Annotated in this window: 21 protein-coding genes and 1 pseudogene; all 22 read right to left on the bottom strand. The window is 36.3% G+C overall.

The features are described from left to right. The 22 genes and pseudogenes from G593_RS0103790 to G593_RS0103690 all read right to left on the bottom strand — a co-directional run bounded on the left by G593_RS0103790 (position 1) and on the right by G593_RS0103690 (position 21,807). A complete protein-coding gene (locus G593_RS0103790) occupies positions 1 to 561 on the bottom strand; it encodes an acyltransferase (protein ID WP_029730811.1) in 561 nt (186 codons plus the stop codon). Next, entirely contained in the window at positions 558 to 1,925 is a 1,368-nt protein-coding gene (locus G593_RS0103785) for an O-antigen polymerase (RefSeq protein ID WP_029730810.1), read from the bottom strand. The genes G593_RS0103790 and G593_RS0103785 overlap by 4 nt, the downstream gene beginning before the upstream one ends. Next, positions 1,925 to 3,064 carry a glycosyltransferase family 4 protein gene (locus G593_RS0103780; RefSeq protein WP_029730809.1) on the bottom strand — a complete coding sequence of 380 codons (1,140 nt, stop codon included), beginning with the start codon at positions 3,062 to 3,064 and terminating at the stop codon, positions 1,925 to 1,927. The genes G593_RS0103785 and G593_RS0103780 overlap by 1 nt, the downstream gene beginning before the upstream one ends. Before the next feature lie 24 nt (positions 3,065 to 3,088). Beyond that, complete coding sequence (locus G593_RS0103775) at positions 3,089 to 4,255, bottom strand: glycosyltransferase family 4 protein (protein WP_029730808.1); 1,167 nt, start codon at positions 4,253 to 4,255, stop codon at positions 3,089 to 3,091. Between the two features lie 22 nt (positions 4,256 to 4,277). Further along, entirely contained in the window at positions 4,278 to 5,264 is a 987-nt protein-coding gene (locus G593_RS0103770; protein ID WP_029730807.1) for a peptidoglycan bridge formation glycyltransferase FemA/FemB family protein, read from the bottom strand. Between the two features lie 12 nt (positions 5,265 to 5,276). Beyond that, positions 5,277 to 6,287 (bottom strand): hypothetical protein, encoded by a 1,011-nt coding sequence (locus G593_RS0103765; RefSeq protein WP_029730806.1) that lies wholly within the window; start codon positions 6,285 to 6,287, stop codon positions 5,277 to 5,279. Between the two features lie 4 nt (positions 6,288 to 6,291). Then, on the bottom strand, positions 6,292 to 6,996 hold the full coding sequence (locus tag G593_RS0103760) for a GNAT family N-acetyltransferase (protein ID WP_081646481.1): 705 nt from the start codon (positions 6,994 to 6,996) through the stop codon (positions 6,292 to 6,294). Between the two features lie 13 nt (positions 6,997 to 7,009). After that, positions 7,010 to 7,282, bottom strand: coding sequence for a hypothetical protein (locus G593_RS0103755; RefSeq protein ID WP_029730803.1), 273 nt, complete (start codon positions 7,280 to 7,282; stop codon positions 7,010 to 7,012). A gap of 1 nt (position 7,283) precedes the next feature. Continuing rightward, the gene (locus G593_RS0103750) at positions 7,284 to 7,943 is read right to left on the bottom strand and encodes a sugar transferase (RefSeq protein ID WP_044994006.1); all 660 of its coding nucleotides are present in this window, start codon (positions 7,941 to 7,943) and stop codon (positions 7,284 to 7,286) included. Positions 7,944 to 7,962: 19 nt separating this feature from the next. Continuing rightward, positions 7,963 to 9,246, bottom strand: coding sequence for a DegT/DnrJ/EryC1/StrS family aminotransferase (locus tag G593_RS0103745; protein WP_029730801.1), 1,284 nt, complete (start codon positions 9,244 to 9,246; stop codon positions 7,963 to 7,965). A 43-nt stretch (positions 9,247 to 9,289) separates the two neighbouring features. After that, on the bottom strand, positions 9,290 to 11,236 hold the full coding sequence (locus G593_RS0103740; protein ID WP_242827026.1) for a polysaccharide biosynthesis protein: 1,947 nt from the start codon (positions 11,234 to 11,236) through the stop codon (positions 9,290 to 9,292). Positions 11,237 to 11,294: 58 nt separating this feature from the next. After that, positions 11,295 to 11,804: a hypothetical protein gene (locus G593_RS0103735; RefSeq protein WP_029730798.1), complete on the bottom strand. Its 510-nt coding sequence runs from the start codon at positions 11,802 to 11,804 to the stop codon at positions 11,295 to 11,297. Between the two features lie 279 nt (positions 11,805 to 12,083). Then, positions 12,084 to 12,434: pseudogene (locus tag G593_RS0103730) on the bottom strand (sugar transferase); the annotation flags it as partial. Positions 12,435 to 12,587: 153 nt separating this feature from the next. Next, positions 12,588 to 13,871 (bottom strand): DegT/DnrJ/EryC1/StrS family aminotransferase, encoded by a 1,284-nt coding sequence (locus tag G593_RS0103725; RefSeq protein WP_029730796.1) that lies wholly within the window; start codon positions 13,869 to 13,871, stop codon positions 12,588 to 12,590. A 420-nt stretch (positions 13,872 to 14,291) separates the two neighbouring features. Further along, the gene (locus G593_RS0103720) at positions 14,292 to 16,310 is read right to left on the bottom strand and encodes a polysaccharide biosynthesis protein (protein WP_029730795.1); all 2,019 of its coding nucleotides are present in this window, start codon (positions 16,308 to 16,310) and stop codon (positions 14,292 to 14,294) included. Positions 16,311 to 16,499: 189 nt separating this feature from the next. Beyond that, on the bottom strand, positions 16,500 to 17,165 hold the full coding sequence (locus G593_RS0103715) for an LPXTG cell wall anchor domain-containing protein (protein WP_029730793.1): 666 nt from the start codon (positions 17,163 to 17,165) through the stop codon (positions 16,500 to 16,502). 23 nt (positions 17,166 to 17,188) lie between these two features. After that, complete coding sequence (srtB, locus tag G593_RS0103710) at positions 17,189 to 17,938, bottom strand: class B sortase (RefSeq protein ID WP_029730792.1); 750 nt, start codon at positions 17,936 to 17,938, stop codon at positions 17,189 to 17,191. Between the two features lie 48 nt (positions 17,939 to 17,986). Then, on the bottom strand, positions 17,987 to 18,922 hold the full coding sequence (locus G593_RS0103705) for an LCP family glycopolymer transferase (RefSeq protein ID WP_081646479.1): 936 nt from the start codon (positions 18,920 to 18,922) through the stop codon (positions 17,987 to 17,989). Positions 18,923 to 18,996: 74 nt separating this feature from the next. Then, positions 18,997 to 19,341 carry a hypothetical protein gene (locus G593_RS20685; protein WP_081646478.1) on the bottom strand — a complete coding sequence of 115 codons (345 nt, stop codon included), beginning with the start codon at positions 19,339 to 19,341 and terminating at the stop codon, positions 18,997 to 18,999. Between the two features lie 21 nt (positions 19,342 to 19,362). Then, the gene (locus G593_RS0103700) at positions 19,363 to 20,184 is read right to left on the bottom strand and encodes a CpsD/CapB family tyrosine-protein kinase (RefSeq protein WP_029730790.1); all 822 of its coding nucleotides are present in this window, start codon (positions 20,182 to 20,184) and stop codon (positions 19,363 to 19,365) included. After that, the gene (locus G593_RS0103695) at positions 20,126 to 20,875 is read right to left on the bottom strand and encodes a YveK family protein (protein ID WP_029730789.1); all 750 of its coding nucleotides are present in this window, start codon (positions 20,873 to 20,875) and stop codon (positions 20,126 to 20,128) included. Before G593_RS0103695 ends, G593_RS0103700 begins: the two co-directional genes overlap by 59 nt. Before the next feature lie 191 nt (positions 20,876 to 21,066). Further along, positions 21,067 to 21,807 (bottom strand): CpsB/CapC family capsule biosynthesis tyrosine phosphatase, encoded by a 741-nt coding sequence (locus tag G593_RS0103690; protein WP_005336076.1) that lies wholly within the window; start codon positions 21,805 to 21,807, stop codon positions 21,067 to 21,069. Between the last annotated feature and the right edge of the window lie 465 nt (positions 21,808 to 22,272).

Below are 22,272 nucleotides of genomic sequence, written 5' to 3'. Positions count from 1 at the left end.
TTATAACGTCTTTATAATTCTAGCTGGATTGCCTACTACAACACAGTGTCCTTGTTCAAAACTTTTCGTTACTACAGAACCAGCTCCCACAATTGTATTTTCTCCTAATACAACTCCAGGCAATATTACCGCATTCATTCCAATCCAGCATCTATCTCCAATATATACTGGCTTTCCTTCTGTATGTAAATCAGGATTGTTCAGATCATGATTTGCTGTAATAATTCCAACATTTTGTGCAATCCATACATTTTTTCCTATTGTTAAACTTTCAAATCCCTGAAAATAGCATCCACTGTTTTGAAAAACATTCAGTGAACTATTATCAAATTTAATATTGCCCCCCCCCAAAATATTACATTGAGGATTGACTGGCCAATAAACTCCCTGCCTATGCATGCTGATTATGTGCGGTAAACTTCGAATACACCACCAAAATCCCATTCTTTTTTCATCAAAATATTTTCCATTTAAATATTCTTCTTTATAAAACAATGAAAGAAATTTTTTCAAAATAATACCACTCGGTTTTCCATATATTATTTTTCTTATCAAACTCATAATTTTCTACCTCCAAAAGAAAACCTATCACTGCATAAATATGTTATTATACCAAGCACAATAATAAGTTCAAATAACTGAAAAATTCTTAATGTTGATAATTGAAAAGTGAATATTATCTGTGTATAAATCACTACGTTAAACAGACTATATGAATTATTCTTCATCTTTCTGTACGCATATCCATATATACCTCCTAACACAATCATTCCAACAAATAATCCAACAAGTCCAAAATTTGCATACATAGAGCCAAATGTTTCCAATGGATACGATGAACCATCCAAATTATCAAAAGACATAGGTGGAATTATATTGGTTCTCCCCTGACAAATAGAATATAAATAGGTGCCGTCATCAACAGGTGGCTTTCCCGGATATAATGATGATGGAATAATTGCTGTAATCAATCCAATAAATGATCTTCCCAACCACAATGCATGAGTTTTAAAATAATCAATTATGGTCATAAAAAAGCTCACATATGACTCACTTTGAATAGTTTCAAATATTCCTTCACTGGAATCTTTTGTAAAAGCTAATGGATTTTGTAAAAAAGCCTCAGCCGCACCTTCCGTTCTAAATTTAGACATCAATACAAAAAACAAATAAAGTGCTATTACTCCTAAAATATATCTCATTTTAAAAAAACGTTTTATATCAATTTTTTTAATTGTATAATGGTACAATAATAATGCTTCAATAAAAAGAATTAACAAGGCTTTTCTTCCACCTAACCCAGACATAAGCCCTGATATAATTATTAATAAAATAATTTTTATATTTAATCTTTTCTCTGTACCTTTATACGAATATATTATAAACAATACACCATAATCAACAAACGGTAATAACCATGACCAAAAATCAATATCTCTTGTTAAGCTTGTACGAAACTGTAAATGAGTAAAGAAATAGTATATTCCTCCTACTTGATTCATAATTTTAATAAACGCAACAAAACCTATAGCCCAAATTACAATTCCTATATATTTATATTTCTCTTGACCTCGAATATTAACTCTAGCTACATTTTCTTCTGAATATGTATTATATTCCTCAAAATTTCCAGATGATTTTCCTATTCTTAATTTTGTTCCAAATATAACTAAGTAGTAGCATATTGTTTGCAAAACCACATATTCACAAAATATTGAGTCGCTAGAAATTGCTTTTCTAATATAGGATTCTCTAATTGTGCTTGCACTATCAATATTTATATAAGTAAGTATTGGAAGCATTATATTTATTATATATAAAAATGTAAATAAATTATAAGGTGCTGCAATATCCTTATATCTTTTATGCGTTAATAACCATGTAATAAATGGCAATATAGCAAACAATCCTACTATCTCTCTCATTATCTTCTCTCCACTACTGCATTTTCGAAACCATTATAATATAATTCTTTCAATTCAGTTAAATTCAGTTTTTTTTCAATATAATTTAGTATATGCTTTTTGTATATTTTTTCCTGTTCACAGTTTGCATTCACAATAATTTGTATGGCTTCAATAAATTCTTTAGGATTTTCAAGTGCAATACTCCATCCGCCTTCGATATTATTAACATCCGTCCAAGGAGTCTGATCACTAATAATTACCGGACACCCCACCATTAAAGCTTCCGCAATAACATGTCCAAAATTTTCACTCAAAGTTGGAAACAAAAATGCATCATATCTTTTAAAAGTATCATGTACTTCGTCATGTGAAATTGATCCTTTATATTCCACTTTTATATTCTCAGGCAATCCAGCTATCTTTTTCCTGCATTCAGACCAGTATTGTTCATCTTCAAGAGAACCATAAATGTCAAACGTTACCTTCCCCTTTACATTGTGTAAATAATTTAACGCCATATGTAAATTTTTTTTTGGAACAATTCTCGATATAAAAATTAATCTTGCTTCTCCTTCTTTTTTGTCTACATATATATTTCTATCTTTAGGAATAGACGGAATGTTAGTCATAAAATGTACTCTTTCTTTATCAACAGCTAATATTTTTTGTATTGCTTCTGATTCTTCATCACTAGTAGATTGAAAATGTACATTTTTCAGCAAATTAAAAGTTCTCAAAAAAACAATATATGGTATTTTCTTATATTTCTTTTTAAAGGCCCCAGAACAAAGTTCTCCCCTAGGTGCAAGCATAACAGAGATATTATATTTCTTAGCCAATCTTAAACAAGGAATCACACAATATTGAAATAATCCCTGCAAATAAATAATATCTGGAGAAATTTCCTTTATAACTGCTTCAAATTTTTTATACCTATATTCTTTATCACTTAAATATAAAACCTTACAATTACCGCGATCATTCCAACCTGAATGAATGTTTGGATATACATTATTATTATCCATATCATGGTTGCTAGTAACTATAAAACAATCACACTCATCTTTAAGCAATGAGCAGAAATTATCTACACTCACCGGCGGTCCACCAAATTTTTGACCTGGGAAAAATCCTCCCATAATAATTAAAACTTTCATATTGTCCCTCATTTACATCAAATTTTATTCATTATAAAAATCTTCTATTTTATCAGCATTCAATTCCACATCAAATTCTCTTTTTAAAAATTCAAATCCATTTAAACCTTTTTTCTTCTGATTTTCTTTATTTTCACAGATTGTTTTTATGATTTTTTCTGCATCACTCAAATTTCTTGCATCACACCACCAACCACAATCATTATCAAGTATCATACCTTTAATATCTGTTGCTGTATCTGTAATTGCAAAAATAGGTTTTTTCAATTTCATATAGCTTTGCATTCTTGAAGGAACATTTGGAATTGTAAATCGTGGATCTAAGCTAATTAATCCAACATCTGCTGTCTGTAATAACTTTTCATATTCTTCCTGTGGAAGACGCCTATTAAACTTTAAATTTGCAGGTTTTTCATTTGTTACATATTCTATTATTTTTCCCTGTTCTGTTCCTCCGCCAACTATGATAAATTCTGCCTTAGAGTAACCTTTCAACCTACGAGAAAGATCAATCAAAAAAGAGATATTTTGTGGCTTTCCAAGATTACCTCCAAACATAAAAACTGTTTTATCTTCGTTAAATATCGTTTTCCCTGTAAAATCAATTTCAATGGAGTTCGGAAAAATATGTATTTTTTCTTTTTTGACCTCCGGATTATGCTTTAATACATATTCCAAATTCGCCTGAGACATACAACCAATATAATCAGAATATTTATAGTATTTCTTTTCTTGATTTCTAAAATACTTATATATTATACCAGTTTTGCTCATCATTCCTAAATCTACGGCATTTTGTGGAAAAATATCTTTTAGCATCAAAAAGGTTTTTGCATGATATTTTTCTTTACAAAATTTAACTACTCCTGCTAAGGTAACAGGTGGCGTTGCATACAATATTAAGTCAAAATTTTCTTTTGATAAATATTCTTTTATCGCCCGCTTTAAATAAGTTCCAATCATTATCTGATTTAAACCTTTTTTAAATAAATTCTGACTGAACGGATCTCCTGTTTTTACATCTAATACACTAAGTCCTGATTCTTGTTGTTGAAAAGTTGTATTTGTAATATTGGGTAAACTTCGTACTACCGTTATTTTGTGATTTCTTTTTAAAAGGCTATCTATTAAATCACAATATAAATCTTTACATCCTAATTCCAAGGACATTGATATAAATAAAATATTCATAATTTTTCTCCGATATTGTTATTTAAGCTCTGTATTTTGGGAAATAATCACTATCTATTTTGTGATTCAACTCTCCTTCTCTCTTTGCAACTAATTCATCGTACTTTTCTCTATCCCATATTTTCTTTCCAACATAAAAATCAAATTCAGTATTTTTCCCGTATTTCTTTTTGTAAGTATATAAAGAATCATCTTCTGCACTTGTTCTTCCACCACCATGATGTATGTATCTGTATCCATGCTCATGTCCCCAGCGTGCAGCTGTTGCCTCAAGCAAGGCTCCTGCATCTAAATCTAACATCTTCTGAGAACTTCCCAGTAAATGTGCATGCATCAGATCGCCCTCTATAAAATACATTTCACTTGCAATAATTTCATTTTCATAAATCAATTGAATTTCAAGCACTGATTTTCCTAAATACTTAATTATATATTCGTAATAACTATCTGGGAAATAATAATATGCATCGGCTTCATTTCTATCCATCGTTTCTTCATATAATTTTTTAAAGACCGACAAATCCTTTGGCTCTAAAATTGTTCTTACAGTCACACCATTTTTTTCTGCTTTTCTAATCTCTCGTCTTAAAGATTTTGAAAATTCAGCCTGAACAGGATCATCATAATCCTTCAAATTAGTACCTACAGTATGTCTTGAATATACAACATCATAGATTCCTTTAAAATCTAACGCATTTTCAAAAATCGGATGAAAACGAATAAATTCAGACACAATATTATTTTCAGTACAATATTCCGTAAAGTTCTTTTCAAACTGTGCCAATAATTTTTCTTTATCGTTACATTCTGTGATAATAGGACCGCCATATCCATATGGAGTTACAATATCATAATATTTTCTTTCAGTATTCATTTCAATTTCTCTTTTAATAAAAATATGTTCAATTTTTCCATACTCAGAATCGACTTCAAATGTTTCAAGTTTCCCATGTTCGGTATTTTCATACAGTTTTCCGTAATATACATTGTAATAAATATCTTTCTTCATTTTTAACCTCAACTACTTTTTCATATATTCTTTAATTAAACAGCTTATTTTTTTCATATCTTCAGTTGAATATCGCTGATCGCACACAATGCTTAATTCTTTTTCATAAATTTCTCTTGTCCTATTCGTCAATATATGATGTTTTGATATTGGCCAATGCACTGGACAATAGACTCCTTTACTAATGAGCATTTTTTTCAGTTTATCGCGACATTCAATAATGATTGGAACAAACAAAGGACAATCATTATCAGAAATTTCAGGGAAAAGCGCAATATCTGATATTGATTTCAAGAGTTCTTTCGCATTTTCCCTTCTCTTTTTTTTGATTTTATCAATATCTAATGTTTGAGCTGCTAATATATCTGCCCTTTCCGCATTATATACACCTTTTAAGTTGCATTCATCTAATACATCTTCAGCTTCTTCATATATTTCTAAATACCCTTTTGATTTTGTCAGTCCTTCAATATAATCACGCTTTTGCTTCATGGCTTGACGTCTCAAACTTACATACTTCTGATCAACTTCTCTGACAGGTATTTCATCTGTCCATTTTTCATTACTCCAAGCATATCCACCCGTATATATCCCCGTCCATTTTCTTAGACTTCCAAAATAATATGTTGCATCTTTATATTCTTTTATAAAAATAGAATGTGTCAAATCTCTTATAACAATGCCATTATAATTCGATAAATTATAACTTGATTCATAGCCAAAATAATCCATAGCCAAAATAACATCACATTCTTTGTCTATTTTTTGAACCAAACTTCCATTTTTCAATTCTATGTCATAAAAAGATATATCAAAATCATTTATAATGAAAGGGATAATCATGCTATCACAACACCACGATGGTAACGCAACAGAAGATACATCATACTTACTTTTAATATCATCAATAATAAAATTAAGTGCATTTTGCCCCGAAAGGAACCATTTTGTATCACTTGGAAATAAGCGATTTTTTTTAGTCGAATTATCAACTTTCCAAAATTCACTACCGATTTCTAACACTATTTCAAATCCCCTTTACTTTAGAAAAAGACATCAAATTGATATACTTTCCCCCTTTATATATTCTCGAACATAATGTTCCTTCTTTTTTAAATCCACATTTTTCAAACAATTTTATTGATGGTTGATTATATTCTAAAATTTCTGCATATATACAGTTCAAGCGCATTTCATTAAAAGCATACTTAACAATAGTATTCACTGCATCAGTACCATATCCTTTGCCTCTGTTATTTGCCACCGCTAATTTAACATGAACTTCAGCAGTTCCATTTTTCATATCAATATTACTTAATATTATTGTTCCTATTCCTGTTTTCTTTTCATCGTTTAATGCAATAATTGTTCTAAACACTGTATCATCATTTTTTTGATTTTCTATCCATTCGCATTGCATATCATATGAAACAGGATAAGAACTGCCACCCAACATATTTTCAGTATCAGGATCATTTATAATATCAAGTAATAAATCTGCATCATTTTTTTCTAATGCCCTAAGAATTACTTTTTCACCCTGTATTATCATTTCTGCACCTCTATCTTCCAATTTCTTTATCATTCGATAACTTTCCACCTCAAAACCTTGTTTTAAGTGGTATCTATATGATTGTTTATTTTCTTTTTCACAATTGGTATCTATAATATATATCTCTCTTGATATAGCAATTTTTTCCAGCATTTTTTGGAGCTTAGTTCCAACAGACATATTCTGATAAGATTCATTGACAGCTATGAAATAACTGTGTATCCGTTTCTGCCCCCCCCCAATTTATTTCATAAGCCCAATGAAAACCTACTAATACATTTTTGCAAAAAGCACCTAATAATATCGCACTTCCATCTTTGCAAAATTTAGACATATTTTCATAATACATTTCAGATATTTTTTCTCTTTTTTTATCCTCTTCAAAAAGTAACTTAAATAATTCAAGTATTTCTTTTTTTTGAGTTAAAATATCCTCTTCTTTTATTTCTCTATATAATATTTCCATTCTATTGTTCTCCATGCTTTATCTGATTTTGCCTGTACTCATCAAAATCCTGCAATGTAAAGCTACCGCAGGCTTCAATTCCAGTTCTTTTTACGACCGCTTTCACAGTTAAAAATATAATTTTCAAATCATTCCAAAAGGTTATTTTATTTACATATTTAACATCATACGCAAATCTTTCATCCCAATTAACGAAATTTCTCCCACTAACTTGAGCCAATCCAGTTAATCCCGGTCTTACATCATGACGATGCATTTCATATTCATTGTAATAAGGTAAATACTTTACCGCCAAAGGTCTTGGTCCAATTAGACTCATAGTGCCAATCAGTATACAAAAAACTTCTGGCAATTCATCTAAACTCGTACTTCTTAGCCATCTTCCAAAAGGAGTTAAACGTTGAGCATCCGGCAGCAATTCACCTTTTTCATCTCTATCATCTGTCATAGTACGGAATTTGTACAAATTAAAAATTTCACCATTTTTTCCTGGTCTAGGTTGCTTAAAAATAATCGGACTCCCTAATTTGAATCTCACTAAAAATGCAACTATAATAAATAGCCATCCAAAAAGGATAATTACAATCAATGAACATATAATATCTAAAATTCTTTTGACATATTTTTCATATATTCCATATGGTTTGTGTTTCTTTTCCATAGTTTTCATTCCTCTTTTTTTACATAAAGCAAGCTCTTATCACTTTTATTATTCTCTCCTGCTGCTCTACTGTCATTTTATTGTCACTTGGTAAGCATAGTCCTCTTGTAAAAATATCCATTCCTACATCAGCTACACCACCAGCAATGTAAGCATTTGATCTGGCACGTCCATTTCCATCTCTGACAACAAATGGATTTAAGCGATAAATCGGCTGCATATGCATCGGTTTCCAAATCGGACGTCCCTCTGCATTAATAGACGAGATAGCTTCCAGAATTTCTGTCGGGCAAGACTTTCCTGTTTCTTTTACATAGCACACGTCCTGCTCACCACGAACCTGTTTGCACATTGCTTCCTTATCAATAATCAGACAAGACAACCAGTAATTTGGTTCAGAATTTTCCAAATCCATTGGATTCATAGATACCGGCAGCCCTTTTAAGCCCTCTTTATATCTCTCAAAAATTGCTTTCTTCTGCGCAATATGCTCTTTCAGGTAAGGGAACTGTCCACGAACAACACCAGCAACCACATTACTCATACGATAGTTGTATCCCAGTTCTTCATGCTGATACCATGCAGCATTTTCTCTCGCCTGAGTAGACCACTTACGAACCTTATTTGCCGCTTCTTCATCATCTGTCAGGAAACATCCACCGGCACTACCGGTAATGATCTTATTTCCGTTAAACGAAATGGTGTTATATTTTCCAAACATACCTGTTTGCACGCCTTTATATGTAGCCCCCATAGATTCTGCTGCATCTTCTACTAAAATAGCTCCATGCTTTTTAATAACTGCATTTAACTCATCTACTTTACCCGGAGTTCCATAAAGATGGGCAACAACCACAACCTTTGTATCCGGATAAATTTCAAATGCTTTTTCTAATGCAACCGGATCCATGTTCCAAGTGTCATACTCTGTATCAATAAATACCGGCTCTCCGCCTTCATAAACTACCGGGTTTACAGTTGCATCAAAAGTCATATCAGAGCAAAATACTTTCTTTCCCTCTAATGCACCATGCCCAACCTTTGGCATACCATACGCTTCAATGCCTGCCAGTTTCATTGCCAGATGCAGAGAGGCTGTTCCTGCTGATAATGCAACTGCATATTTGCAACCGATATACTCACATGCCATTCTTTCTACTTCATTGATATTTTTACCAACAGTAGACATCCAGTTTGTTTCATACGCTTCTTTTACATATTCAATTTCCGGACCATGCATAGTCGGACTGCTCAGCCAAACTTTTGATTCAAATTTTTCAAAATTATTGTTCTCTTTAAACATATGTAATTACCTCTTTTATATCGTTCCATGTTGTGGTTATTTTTTATGCAATCTCTTTATTTACCTCTTCTGGTGTCTTAAATGTTGGTACAACACTTCGGAGAGCTTCTTTTGCAATCAAATCATCGCCAGTATCACAGGCCTCTCTAAGAACTTTGATTTTTTTGTAAATCTCTTCTTTATTTAAAGCTGTATCCCTTTCAATAAAAATCATGCTATTATCGGTCTTATCCAGTTCTTCTGTTTTAACCAATAATTCCTCATACAGTTTTTCTCCTGGTCTTAATCCTGTTTCAATAATTTCAATTCCCTGAACGCCAGATAAACGGATCATGTTCTCTGCCAAATCCATAATCTTTACCGGCTGTCCCATATCCAAAACAAATAATTCTCCGTTATTTGCAATAGCCCCACTCTGAAGAACAAGCTGTGATGCTTCCGGAATTGTCATGAAATATCTGATGATCCTCTTATCGGTAACTGTAACAGGACCGCCATTAGCAATCTGACGTTTAAAAAGCGGAATAACTGATCCTGCACTGCCAAGTACATTCCCAAATCGTGTTGCACTGTATTTTACTTTTCCATGTGTACTTGCACTCTGAACGATCATTTCGCACATTCTCTTTGTAGCACCCATGACATTGGTTGGATTCACCGCTTTATCTGTGGATACCATCATAAAGCGTTCTGCTCCATATTCTTCGCAAAGTTCTACCAGATTCTGTGTACCAAACACATTGTTATAGATAGCTTCTACACAGTTATGCTCCATCAGAGGAACATGTTTATGAGCTGCTGCATTGATAATGATCTGCGGATGATATTTTTCAAATACCCGTTCAAGTGCTTTTCTATGGGTAATGGAGCAAATTTCGATCTGTAAATCTAAGCTAGTTCCATACGCTATCTTCAATTCCTGCTGAACGTCATAAGCTCCATTCTCATAAATATCCAAAATAATGATTTTCTTTGGCTGCATTTTTGCCAACTGCCGGCACAGTTCAGAACCAATCGAACCGCCTCCGCCAGTGATCAGCACAATTTTATCCTTGTAGTATGCATTTGTTCTTTCATCAGAAACCACCATCGGTTTTCTGAATAAAAGTTCCTCAATATCAAATTCTCTAAGATGTCTTTTTCCTCCTGCAGCATACACAGTCGGGTAATCATATACTTTCAATTTATATCCTGCATCTTTGTAATAATCATAAAGTGCTTTCTTTTTCTTAGCGTCCATTGATGGGATTGCAAAAATAATTTCCTGTACCTCAAACTCTCCCAAACGCTTAAATGTTGCTTCATCTTCCGACCACACAGGAATTCCATGTATGTCACGTCCAACTTTTTCTTTATTAATGTCAATAAAACATCTCGGAATGTAAGCTGCTTCAGCATTATTTAACAGTTCTTCAGCTAAACTTACACCAACTCTGCCCGCACCAATAATTGCAACTTTTATCTTTTGAACTTCTTTTTCATTTCCTGCTTCAATTCCAGAAAAAGTATGTAATAATATGGAAAGAAACTTTCCTCTCGTCGTTTCTTGATTTCCACACTTATATGCATAACGATACATCATGCGAAGTGCCAAAGCTCCTAAAAGATTCAAACTAACTAATGAAAGCAATCTGGCAAATGTTATTTTTTGAACTGGAAGCAGGAGTTCCAGACCCAGATACACTATAAAAGCGATAGAATCAGTGAACAACAAGCGAATATAGCACTGGATACCACCATATCTCCACACTTGCCCATAAATTTTCCCCAAAAGACGTGCGCTAAAAATACACACGGCAGAAAGAGCAATCTGCTGAAAAACTCCAACAGTTGATAATTTATCCATTCCTCCATATAACACTAAAAGGATTAATGCAACTATTGCATATACAATCAAATCATATCCGACAAGCATCCAACGTATATTTGGTGTACTTTTTTGCTTGGTATGATTCATCTCCATATTTTTTTCATTCGTTTTACTATTCATTGCGTATCCCCCCCACGCACATTGAGAGGGCATCCTTTCCTATAACTTTTAATTCCGATTATTTCATTGTTAAGGGTTTAAATAAAACACTTCCCTGCTCTGTTTCAGTTCCTATATTTAACGCACTTGTACTTTTAACGATTGTTCCTGATTTTAATGTACAACTATCTCCAACAATGCAATATGGCTCTATCACAGAATTAGCTCCAATTACTGCTGCCTGTCCAATAGTAGTTCTACAGCCAATAACAACTCTTGGTTCAACAATACAACCTGGCAATAGATCAGCTGATGGAGAAATAGTAGAGTCCATATGAGCTAAGACTGGAATATTGTAAAGTGTCTCCAACTTTTTATTCCACTCAAGTCTTTCTGTTCCATCGTCACATGCAGCTATTGCACAGTTATATTCCGGATAAAAGCTTTCCACATCCTCCAGTTTTCCAATAGCTCCTTCTCTGTCATTATCTACAAAGGAGATTTCCTCAAAGCATCCCATTGACTCTGCTATCTCTTTCACATAATCTCCATATCTTTTAGAGGCTACAATTAATAATTTTCTTCCCATTTTCAACACACTCCTCATAATTATTTGTTTTTATTAGGTAAGTTCTTTAACACGACGACTAGCCTGTGAATGTTCTTATTAAAAAGATCATTCGCAGGCTAGGTCAAACCTCCTTATCATAATTTTTCAACTTATAGTGTGGGTCAAAATAAGCATCCAAGAAACCATTCTTTTATATTTGTTCCCCCGCTCAATCGACACAACACAAAGAAAAATTATCATAACAAAATTCGACTAAGCCAGCGAAACCCCTGTAAAATCAAGGTTTTTCTTGGTTGTTCCTATTATACCGCTATCTCCATTTAAAATATTGAACACCTCTGGTAATTCATCTAGGCTTGTACTTCTAAGCCATTTTCCAAATGAAGTTAAACGTTTTTCATCTGGTAATAAATCGCCATTCTCATCTTTTTCATCCGTCATTGTACGAAACTTATACATTTTGAAAATAGTTTCTTTTCCATCCTGATTAACTAATCCTGGACGATCTTGTGTAAACAATACCGGACTTCCTAATTGCATTCTAACCAAAATCGCTACTCCAATATATATTGGACTAAAACATATAATAGCGGCCAAAGCACAGACAATATCTATAACTCTTTTTATATACTTTTCATAGAACCCCATTTTTCTTAATGGTAAAGCCTCTATATTTTGAACTGTATATGAAGTTCTTTTTTCTTTTTTCTTCATTATGCATAACATCGTTGCAACTGCTCCCCCTACAGTTGCAACAATAACTCCTATTTTCTTTTTCAATAATCAATACTCCTCAAAGTACTATTCAAAACATTTCTTTATCACTTCAATAATTCTATCCTGTTGCTCTGCTGTAATTTTATTGTCACTTGGCAGGCATAAGCCTCTTGTAAAAATGTCCATTCCTACATCAGCCACTCCACCTGCAATATAAGCGTTTGATCTGGCACGACCATTTCCATCTCTTACAACAAATGGATTTAAGCGATAAATTGGCTGCATATGCATTGGCTTCCAGATTGGTCTTCCTTCTGCATTAATAGATGCAATTGCTTCCAGAATCTCCGTCGGGCAGGACTTTCCTGTTTCTTTTACATAGCATGCATCCTGCTCTCCACGAACCTGTTTGCACATTGCTTCCTTATCAATAATCAAGCAAGACAGCCAGTAATTTGGTTCAGAATTTTCCAAATCCATTGGATTCATAGATATCGGCAGCCCTTTTAAGCCCTCTTTATATCTCTCAAAAATTGCTTTCTTCTGCGCAATATGCTCTTTCAGGTAAGGAAACTGTCCACGAACAACACCAGCAACCACATTACTCATACGATAGTTGTATCCCAGTTCTTCATGCTGATACCATGCAGCATTTTCTCTCGCCTGAGTAGACCATTTACGAACTTTATTTGCAGCTTCTTCATCATTTGTCAGGAAGCAGCCACCTGAGCTACCTGTGATGATCTTGTTTCCATTGAAAGAGATTGTATTATATTTTCCAAATGTTCCTGTCTGAACACCTTTATATGTAGCTCCCATAGATTCAGCAGCATCTTCTACCAGAATCGCACCATGCTTTTTAATAATCGCATTCAGTTCTTCAATTTTTCCAGGTGTTCCATAAAGGTGTGCTGTGACTACTATCTTTGTATCCGGATAAATCTCAAAAGCCTTTTCCAACGCTACCGGATCCATATTCCAAGTATCATATTCTGTATCAATAAATACTGGTTCTCCACCCTCGTATACAATTGGATTTACAGTAGCATCGAATGTCATATCAGAACAAAATACTTTCTTTCCTTCTAATGCGCCATGCCCTACCTTTGGCATTCCATATGCTTCAATTCCTGCCAGCTTCATAGATAAATGCAAAGAAGCTGTTCCGGCAGATAATGCAACTGCATGTTTGCATCCAATATATTCGCAGGCAAGTCTTTCCACTTCATTGATATTCTTTCCAACTGTTGACATCCAGTTAGTTTCATATGCTTCTTTTACATATTCAATCTCTGGACCATGCATAGTCGGACTGCTTAACCAAATCTTTGATTCAAATTTTTCAAAATTATTGTTTTCTTTAAACATATTTAATTACCTCTTTTTATGTCCTCTTGTGATATGATTCTTTTATACAATTTTTTATTTAAATTCTTCTAACATCTTAAATATTATTACAACTCTGCATATTTCTTCTTTCACAATCAAATCATCTGCTATATTACCTGCATCTCTCTTTCGTATATAAAAGTACATTTGTGAATCTTATTTCTATAAAATACAAATAACCTGTAAGAATTCTCTTCCAGGCTATGATTGTTATTTGTCCTATGACACTTTTGGGCATATCCTGGAAAAGTAAAAATGATTAAGAGGAGGCATTTATGCCTCCCTTGTCATTTATTTTATTGCTATGCGCATAGAAATGCATTAAATATAAACAAACCTGAACAGCTGAATCCTGCGTAAACCACGTGATTCTGTAAAGTTCTTCAACTTATGCTGCCTTTAGAATATTGCTGCCTTCATTCCAGGCTTCTTATGTACTTCAACTTTGTCTTCTGCCTTTTCTTCCTGTTTTTCATTTGCAACATGGCAGTTGACTTCTTCCGGGCTCTTGAATGTTGGCACGACTTTTCTCATTGCCTGTTTTGCAATCAGATTGTCTCCACTGTCACAGGCTTCTCTGAGAATCTGCATCTTCTCTTCAATCTCTTCTTGGCTTAAGGCAGTATCTCTTTCGATGAAGATCATGCTGTTTTCAGTCTTGTCCAGTTCTTCTGTCTTCACAAGTAATTCTTCATACAGCTTCTCGCCTGGGCGAAGTCCTGTCTCCACAATCTCGATTCCCTCTACGCCGGATAAGCGGATCATATTTTCTGCAAGGTCTAGGATCTTCACTGGCTGTCCCATATCCAGAACAAAGAGTTCTCCGTTCTTAGCCATTGCTCCACTCTGTAATACAAGCTGTGATGCTTCTGGGATTGTCATAAAGTAACGAATAATTCTTTTATCTGTCACGGTTACTGGACCACCGTTGGCAATCTGACGCTTGAACAATGGAATGACGGATCCTGCACTTCCTAGTACATTTCCAAACCTTGTTGCACTATATTTTACTTTTCCATGAGTGCTTGCACTCTGTACAATCATCTCACACATTCTCTTTGTAGCACCCATAACATTGGTCGGATTCACGGCTTTGTCTGTAGATACCATCATAAATCGTTCTGCTTCATATTCCTCGCACAGCTCTACCAGGTTATAGGTACCAAATACGTTGTTGTAGATAGCTTCTACGCAGTTGTGTTCCATAAGCGGCACATGTTTGTGTGCAGCTGCATTGATCACAATCTGTGGATGATATGCCTCAAAGACCTTTTCCAGTGCTTTTCTGTGAGTAATGGAACAGATCTCGATCTGAAGCTTTAATTGATTTCCATAGGCAATCTTTAATTCCTGCTGTACATCATAAGCACCATTTTCATAAATATCCAAAATAATGATTTGCTTTGGATGCATCTTTGCAAGCTGGCGGCAAAGCTCTGATCCAATTGATCCGCCGCCTCCGGTAATGAGCACGACTTTATCTCTATAGTATGCATTTGTCTTTTCATCTGACATTACGATCGGCTTACGGAACAGTAACTCTTCTACATCGAACTCTCTTAGATTTCTCTTGCCTCCTGCCGCATACATCGTCGGATAATCGTAAACTTTTACTTTATATCCTGCATTTTTATAAAATTCATACAGTTTTTTCTTCTTTTCCGCTTTCATAGATGGAATCGCAAAGATAATCTCCTGAATTTCATAATCTGCAAGTTTTTTTACGGTTACATCATCTTCTGTCCATACCGGGATTCCGTGGATCTCTCGTCCGATCTTTTCCTTACTGACATCAATAAAGCATCTCGGTACATAGGAAGACTGCTCATTGCTGATAAGGTCTTCTGCCAGTCCGACTCCGACGCGTCCGGCACCTATGATTGCAACTTTAATCTTACGGTTTTCTTTCTCATCGCCAGGCTCGATTCCCGAAAAAAAGTATAGAACAGAATTCAGGAATTTTCCCCATTTGCTCTCCTGATTGCCACATTTATATGCATAGCGATATAACATACGGATTGCTAACGCTCCCAGTAAGTTCAGACATGACACGGAAAGCATTCTTGCAAATGTGATCTTTTCCACCGGCAGACATAATTCCATTAACAGATAGATGATGAATGCAATTGCATCTGTAAAAAGCAATCGGATATAGCACTGGATCCCGCCATATCTCCATACCTGTCCATAGATTTTTCCTGCCATTCTGACAGCGAAAATGCATCCTGCTGAAAGTACTACTTGTTGAAAGATACCACTTGTGGTAAGTTTGTCGTTTCCTTCATAAAGTACAAGCAATAAAACTGCTGCAATCAGATAAACTAACATATCATATACAATTAATATTCTTGGCATATGAAACTGTTTTTTATCCACTTGTTCTTTCAAATCTGTTTTTTCCTCATTCATCTTACTCATTCTTAAATTACTACCTTTAAATCCTTTTTACCGCTATCATTTGTTGCATTTTATCTTATCTATCGGTTTTACCTTATGATAGTTATTTTCAAATTCATTGTCTCGTTTATGTCATTCATTTCTCAAGCCCAAGAGAAGCTGACGTATAATGTTCATACTTCAGCTCCCCTAAGACCTAATATTTTTTAATTAAGCATTCTTTTTTCTGAATGCTACAACTGCTGCCGCTCCTAAAAGAACGACTGCTGCGCCAGCGAATGGCACTGTGTTTGTGGAATCAACACCTGTTTTTGGTGATGTTCCTGCTGTGTTTGTCACTGCCTGTGAAGCATCAACTTTCGCAATAATTGCGATTGGTGACAGATCCTGAACCTCAAATGTAAGCTCTTTATTGTTAAGATCTACATTAGATGGTGTAATAACTTCCCATACATTACGTGCAGTACTGAAGTGAAGTACTTTTACATCTGTCATTCCTTTTGTAAGTGCAGGTACAGATAATGTTACCTGATATCTTCCGTCTGCAAGCTGAACGCCACCATTAGTTGGTGTTACATCCATGAATGCAGTAACTAAAGACTCCCCTGCAAGATCTGATGCGATGCTGGATTCAGCTTTTGCAATATCATCCAGTTTCTTAGTTCCTGCATTGACGCCTTTAATCAGATCTGCTGCTGACTGATTAACTTTAGCAACATCTGCAATCTCACTCTGTGACATAGCTTCTACGTCATATTTTCCCTGAGCTGCTCCAGTTGCTGCCATTGTTGTTGTCTTACTTGCAGCGGATACACCTACAACCTGCATTGCGAATACTGTTACCAGCATAGCCAGGCTGATCAGTTTCTTCTTCATTGGTCTTTACCTCCTTTTCTTAATTATTGTTCTATAGATACTAGTACGGCTTGTACCAGGTATCTACGGTTGTCCATACCTGCATAGCAGGTAGATAGTGTGATGATCTTATCATCTGCAGTCACACTCGCTGCTGTATCAATATTCGACTTCATATCCCGGATACCGAATACCATATCCAGGTAAGCCTGGTAAATGTCTTTGTTATCAAAGTTAAAGCTTTGCAGCAGATGCCGGTTGTCATACAGGTATGCTGCAAAGATCTGGTAGTGCAAGATCTTGTCCGGCATGTAGATGATGACTTCTTTGTTCTGATCAAAGAAATCCCGGTCCATATATTGATGCAGACCGTCGAACATGGAACCATTTGCCATGCCGTGTCCGTAGATCACGGTGTTCGGATCTTCGAAAGTCTTCGTATTGTAATCCTCGGTAAAGATTGCTCCGGCTTTGTTCTCATCATGTTCCACACTGTGGTTCAGATAATAACTGTTATCTGTCCCGCTCTGTGCGATTGGATAGTCGATGACGGTTCCCGGTACTTTGATCCATGCATAAATGTCTGGATTCATGTTCTGTAATGTCTGGAAGTCGATTGGTATCTCGACGGTACTTTTTGGTGTCTCTTCCGGTTCTTCTGTCACGACTTTTTCTTTTATTTTTTCATATTCCTGCCCTGCATGGGCATCCTGATAATATTGGTAATATGCAATTCCTCCGCAGATCAGTCCGGCTGCTGCCAGTATCCCTGCTACGACGTATCGTTTTTTCATAATTCTATAGCCCCTTACGTCTTATTGCTCATTTGTCTGTTTTTTCATTTATTTTACTTCTTGATAGAATGTCTCCATAATCTTTGCATACAGAGCATCGTCATCTACGTGGTATTCATCGTAGGAAAGGCCTTGTGTTCCTTCTCCCGGAACGGTCCATTCTGTGTAGCCGTCTCCTTCATCTGCTGTCTGGAATAACTTCATCAGACGGTCTTCGCTGATATTTGTGACGGTATATGGTTTGATTGCCACGAACAGATTCGCTGCAAATTTTGCATTTTGTTTATAGCATTCTTTTGCCTTTTTTGAAAACGCATCTAAGAATGCTTTTTGGCGTTCCATCCGGTAGATGGCGCTCTGGCTTTCATCTACATCTCTGCTTCTGACAAATATTTCTGTATTTTCTTCGGTCAGTGTTACTTCTGCGCCTTCGGCAAATTCCGGATATTTATACTCCAGACTGTTATTTGGCACAGTCACTGTCAGACCTCCTACACTTTTTGCAAGCTCTGGAATCCCGTCCAAGTTCATGGCAAGATAACCCTGAATCGGAAGTCCGTAGAAGAGATTGGACACTGCTTCCTGTGTGAGTTTGCAGCTCTCGGCGCCTCCGTCTCCATATCCATAGGAGAGGCTGATGTGGTCTTTGGATTTTCCAAGGCTTTTCCCTTCCAGGTCAAAGCTTTCCACATCTGTCATCGTATCTCTCGGAATCGTGATCAGCGTCATTTCTTTCGTCTTGCGGTTCAGCGACAGCAGAAATAAGGCATCTGCCTGTCCTGCATCGGCTTTTCCGACTCTTGTCTCTGCCGGTGTACGCTTGTCTACTCCAAGTAATAAGTAGTTGCTGAGATTTTGATTATATTTGTAATTCTTTCCCTGCCAGGTGACAGTGTTGGAATCATCTGCTTCCGCGGTTGCTTCCGCACTTGCCGCTTCTGCTGCTTTCTTTTTTTGGATACCTGCGTATCCAAGACCTGCCACCGCAAGTACAGCTACGCCTGCGATAATGACTGCTGCGAATCTTCCCCGGCGTTTTCCTGATGCTTCTCTCTGTTCTAGTTCCCGTCTGTCTGATTCTCGCCTGTCTGATTCTCGCCTGCTTGATCTTCGCTGTTCTGATTTTTGTCTGCCTGACTGACGTTGTTCTGATCTTCGCTGTTCTGATTCCCGTCTGTCTGACTGGCGTTGTTCTGATCTTCGCTGTTCTGGTCCTCTGTCCATTTCTGATCTGATTTCTCCTTCTGAATCTCTTCCTGCGCCGCTTTCTTTAACTCACTGCTATTTGCAGCTTCTTTCTTATGATTGAAAAATAAAAGCGAACCTAATATCAGGAATAATACGATACATGCAATCAACAGCAGAGCATTCTGAACCTTCGGGTTCGTCTTTCTTTTCTTCATACTGTTCTTTACATTCCTTTCCTACGCATTTTCATGATTCTGGCCATAGCCATACTTACTTCCATAACTGTAATAGGAATAATATTTTTCTTTCTTTGTATCAACTTTATTCAGCACAGCTCCAAGCATATGTGTTCCACTCTTTTCCAACTGCTTGATTGCTTTCTGCGCTGCACGGTATCCTACAAATCCACTCTCGATTACAAGGATTGCTCCATCACATACCTTTCCAACGATGGCTGCATCTACTACACTTGCCATCGGCGGTGTATCGATCAGGACGTAGTCATATCTCTGCTTCAGCTCACCCATTAACTTGGCGAACACTCTTCCATTTAAAAGTTCGGATGGATTCGGAGCCATCGGTCCTGCAAAAATCATATCTACATTTTCATAATTCGTTCCATATAAAATATCGCGCACCGGTGCCTGTCCGCTTAAGTACTGGGACAGTCCCTTCACGTCACTATCCACGAAATATCTCTGCACAAGGACTGATTTTCGGATGTCCGCATCCAAAAAAACTGTCTTCTTGCCGACCATACCCATTTCCCTTGCGAGCTGGAAGGCAACATCACTCTTTCCCTCATTCGGGAAACAGCTTGTCACAAGGATCGTCTTAATATCCGCTCCTGCAAACTGGATATTTGTTCTCAGCGTCTTTAACGCCTCCTCGTAAAAGTAATTTGATTTACGAGGATCCGTCAGCTCCACCCGAAGCTTAGATGCCTTATTGTCACGGCGGGACATTGCCGCTTTTGCCTGCGCATTTGTATATGTAGTTCTAGCTTGCTTTTCGTTTTCCTGCATCATTTCTCTTTGACTTCTTCTTTCCTGATCCATTAATATAATCCTTTCTGTCCGGAATTACACTCAGTGTAGATAATCCCAGATATTTTTCTATATCTTCTTCAGACTTAATCGTATCGTCCATAATCGTGCGGACAACAATCACACCTGCGCACAGGATCATACCTGCCAGCACACCCATCACTGCCATCTTCGCCACGCCTGTATTCGATCTGGAAGTCGGAACCTCACCTTTTTCTATGATCTTAGGCGGTGTAACCTCCATCTTGTCTCCGATATACTCAGAAGCAACCTCTGACAGCTTGTCTACAATCTCCTTCGCCTGCTTGGCATCAGAATCCTCCACAGACAACTGCAGAATACGCGTATCGTCCTGGTTCGCAACTGTGATCATGTCCTTCAGCTGCTTATAGTCCATGTCCAAATCTAACTGGTCGATAACATCCGTAAGCACCGGACGGCTTGTGATCAAGATGGAATAGTCCTTGGTAAGCTGTGAGCCCATCTGCAGATCCGCCAGAGAACTAAGCGTCGTCTCCTTGGTCAGTACAAGCATCATGGAAGAAGATGTGTACAGCGGCTTCGCTAAGAATCCGGCATACGCACACGCAATACAGCCGAACAGCAGTCCCACTCCCAGGATCGCCAGTATCTTCGACTTGAGCACATAAAAGAGCTCCAGTAAGTCAATTTCCATCTCATCATTGTCGTAATTCTTTCCCATTAATCTGATTTCCTTTCTTGGGGGACGGGGTTTTGGGTTTTGGGGACGGAGGTTTTTTAAAAAAACCCCGTCCCCAATTGGACTTCTACCTGTCCCTCTTTGAATTGTGTGTATTTTTACCCTCCCATTTTCTAGGGTTTCTTTTATTTCTAACCTGTCCCTTTTTGAATTGTAAAAAATTTTGAAACAATTTATGTTTTAGGCTTGTGTGATCCGCGGTCATCTAATATTCTTCTTGCATTGCCTTGTATCAATGCCCATACATAGTCTTCAGACAGATTCTTGTTCAGCCACTTCTCAACGTGTTCTGTCTGTGGACTGCGTTCTCCGCTATTGTGCATATCTGTTCCCAGGTAATGGACCAGACCATCTTTCAGTTGTCGCTTACACCACTGTGCTGTATTATTATTCCATCCTCCATCTATAGAGCTGTAATTCATCTGGATTCTTGCTCCTGTATCAGCCAGCTCTTCCAGTCTGCCTTCTTCTCTTAACACATGATACCTTTCTACATGTGCCAAAATTGGGACATAACCTGCCATCTGCATCTGGCGCACTGCGCTGAATATCTTAGAGTAAGCTGTCCCCGGGAGGAATTCCAATAACACATATCTGCTATCTGCCAGCGTCAGAAGCTTTCCTTCCTTTAGTAACTGTCTTGTATCTACCGAATACATAATTTCCTGTCCCGGAAATACCGGAAGCCTGACTCCAAGTCGTTGATATGCCTGAATTCTGAACTTCTTACACAATGTTCGAATCTCCTGCACTCGTTCTACGGATGCATTACGGACTGAGCCATGTGGCGTTACGATCATACCTACAAAGTCCTGATTCAATGCCATGCGTAGCATCGCTAATGTCTCTTTCGGATTTGCAGATCCATCATCTATACCAGGTAGTATGTGACAGTGCATATCTATCTTTTTCATCTCTACTCCTGTATATGTATTGTATATAAATTTCACTTATTTTTTACAGCACAAATGCCACCTGATACTTTTGACATGTACACAAGGTGGGAAAATTATCAATCTGCGTTGTCACTATTTCATGCACTGCAAAAATAGTAACAGTTCAGCCTTCGGCTGAACTAAAATATAAAAAACAGAGAAATTTTATTTTTTGGAGGAAGAACTTATCCACAGTTTCTTCCTCATTTTTTTGAATATCCTTTATCTAACAGAACTATTAATTACATTTTGATTAAAATACTTTATTAGGAATAAATTTGGGCTATTTTTTGTGGACAACTATTCTTGATAAGTTGCTAAAATCAATTTTTATCCACCGTCATTTTGACGACAACGTTTTATAATAAATTTTTCTTTTTATTCGATTTCTGTTAAACTACTTTTATCGGAAATCGAAAGAAAAGGGGGAGAATCTTATGGGAC

It is taken from the genome of Dorea sp. AGR2135, assembly GCF_000420885.1.
In the GTDB taxonomy this organism is placed as follows: Bacteria; Bacillota; Clostridia; order Lachnospirales; family Lachnospiraceae; genus Dorea; species Dorea formicigenerans.
Note: the sequence above shows the minus strand (reverse complement) of the source record. Positions and strands in the feature narration are given on the sequence as shown.